At 69.7% G+C, this 2,326-nt stretch carries 2 protein-coding genes and 1 pseudogene; all 3 read left to right on the top strand.

Features of this window, described 5'->3' with window-relative positions:
- A pseudogene (locus UK12_RS43820) lies at positions 1–218 on the top strand (transposase); the annotation flags it as partial.
- 92 nt (positions 219–310) lie between these two features.
- A complete protein-coding gene (locus UK12_RS32265; RefSeq protein WP_156179081.1) occupies positions 311–1,489 on the top strand; it encodes a tyrosine-type recombinase/integrase in 1,179 nt (392 codons plus the stop codon).
- A 391-nt stretch (positions 1,490–1,880) separates the two neighbouring features.
- A partial coding sequence (locus UK12_RS32260; RefSeq protein ID WP_197085356.1) for a transposase domain-containing protein occupies positions 1,881–2,326 on the top strand: 446 nt, incomplete at its 3' end.

The following is a 2,326-nucleotide window of genomic DNA, read 5'->3' as shown; positions in this document are numbered from 1 at the left end:
GCGAGGTCTCCCGGATCTGCCAGGACCTGGATGGCCAACTGACCGCGTTCCGCAGCCGCCCCCTGGACCACGTCCGCTTCCCGTACATCTACCTCGACGTGACCTACTGCAAGGCCAGGGTCGAGCACCAGATCGTCTCCCGAGCCGTGGTCATCGCCACCGGGATCACCGAGGACGGCGGCCGCGAGATCCTGGGGGTGATGGTCGGCGACAGCGAGATATGTTCGACTCATGGTGGTCGCACCGTGGTCGCAGAGGCCCAGACTGGAGGAGGAAAACTCCGCGCGCTCGACCGCTCGAGGCGATCACCATGCGCTGCACACCGAATCCGGGCAAAGACCGAGGACGCGTCTACCGGCGCTGCGGTTGCCGCGACGACCACCGCCGACAGCTCGGCACCACCTGCCCCCGCCTCGCCACCGACCTCCGCCACGGCACCTGGGCCTTCGCCGTCGACGCCCCGCCCATCGACGACCACCGCCACACCATCCGCCGCGCCGGCTTCCCCGACGAACTCGACGCCCGCACCGCGCTGCGGCGCTTCAACGAGGGCCTGGCCCTCTGCGTCATCACCGATCCCAGGCAGCGCACCGCCGAGTACCTGAGGGACTGGCTCGCCGAGAAGGAGCTCCGCCTCGAGCCCACCACCATGGCCCGCTACCGTGCCTATGTCGAGCAGGACCTGATCCCCGCCCTCGGCACGATCCCCCTGATCGACCTCACCCGCCAGCACCTGAGCGCCTTCGTCACCACCCAACTGCGCCGGGGCCGCGGCAGGGTCACCGTCTACCGGATCATGGCCACCACCTCCAGCGCCCTCAGCAGCGCCGTCTACGACGGCCGACTGGCCCGCAATCCCGCCAAGCCCCCGCTGCTCGCCCGCCCCACCTCCGCCCCCAGGCGCCTGTGGACCGAGGAGCAGACCGCCCGCTTCCTGCGCTTCACCCACGTCACGGACCCGCTCTACGCCGACCTCGCCGAGCTCATGATCGGCACCGGAATCCGCAAGGGCGAGGCACTCGCCCTGCGCTGGGACGACGTCCACCTCCCCGACCGCGTCTTCTTCGTCCGCGCGACACTCTCCGTCGTCGACAACAACCAGCTCCTGCTCACCGCCCCGAAGACCAAGGGCAGCAGGATGTGGGTCGCCCTCTCCGACCGCGTCGCCTCAGCCCTCGACGACCGCTCCGGCACCCGCGCCTTCGGCAACATCACCGACACCGGCGGCTACGTCTTCCACCGCCACGGCCGCCCCCTGCACCCAAAGAACGTCCTCGACCACTTCCACCTGCTCTGCGACAAGGCCGGCGTCCCCCGCATCGCCCTCCACGACCTGCGCCACCTCATGACCAGCTTCGCCCTGGCCGCCGGCGTCCCCCTGCCCGTCATCTCCAAGACCCTGCGCCACCGCACCCTGTCGACCAGCGCGAACATCTACGCCGAGCTCACCCGACTCGCGGCCCGCGCGGCCGTCGACGCCGTCGCCTGATCCTCGACAACGCCGACCACACCGTCCTCGGACGCCCCGTCTGCCGCGCCCGGCGCCCCTGGCGTCAGCGCCCACGCCCCCACTGGCAACTGCCCGCATATCAGCAGGCACGAACAGAAGAACCATCGACGCCATGGCCGATGCGGCCCGGCGACCACCATGCGACCACCAGCTGACGCAGCACCCGAAAGAGCCGGCACCTGGATTCCCAAGTACCGGCTCTCTCACAACCGACTTCACAGTCGGGACGACAGTATTTGAACCTGCGACCCCTTGACCACCCCTTGACCACCCCTTGACCCCCATTGACCCAATGCCGCTTAGCTTAAGTTGATCTTGTGTAGATGGGTGCTTGACCGGCGAAGCTGCGGCATGGGCTACGTTGCTGATTGTGAGTCAGCGAGCTGGTGGCCTGCCGGATCAGGTCTCGATCGGGGTGCTGGCGGCATCGGTGCCGCGCGACGTGGTCGATGAGGCGGTCGTGGTGTGCGGGCGGCAGGCCCAGCGGGCGGGCGGGAAGCTACCGCCGCATCTGGTGGTGTACTTCGCGATGGCGCTGGCGCTGTTCGGCGATGACGACTACGAGGAGGTCATGGCCCGGCTGACGCAGGCCCTGGTCTCCTGGGGCAGTGTGGGTGCGGAGTGGGTGCCACCGACGACGGGTGGGATCACCCAGGCCCGGCAGCGGCTGGGGGCCGAGGTGCTGCGGGAGGTGTTCGAGCGGGTCGCCGAGCCGGTCGCGGACCTGCTCACGCCGGGCGCGTTCCTCGGGCCGTGGCGCCTGGTGGCGATCGACGGGGTGGAGTGGGACGTGCCGGATAGCGAGCAGAACGCGGC

The organism is Saccharothrix sp. ST-888 (assembly GCF_000955975.1).
Classification (GTDB): domain Bacteria; phylum Actinomycetota; class Actinomycetes; order Streptomycetales; family Streptomycetaceae; genus Kitasatospora.
Note: the sequence above shows the minus strand (reverse complement) of the source record. Positions and strands in the feature narration are given on the sequence as shown.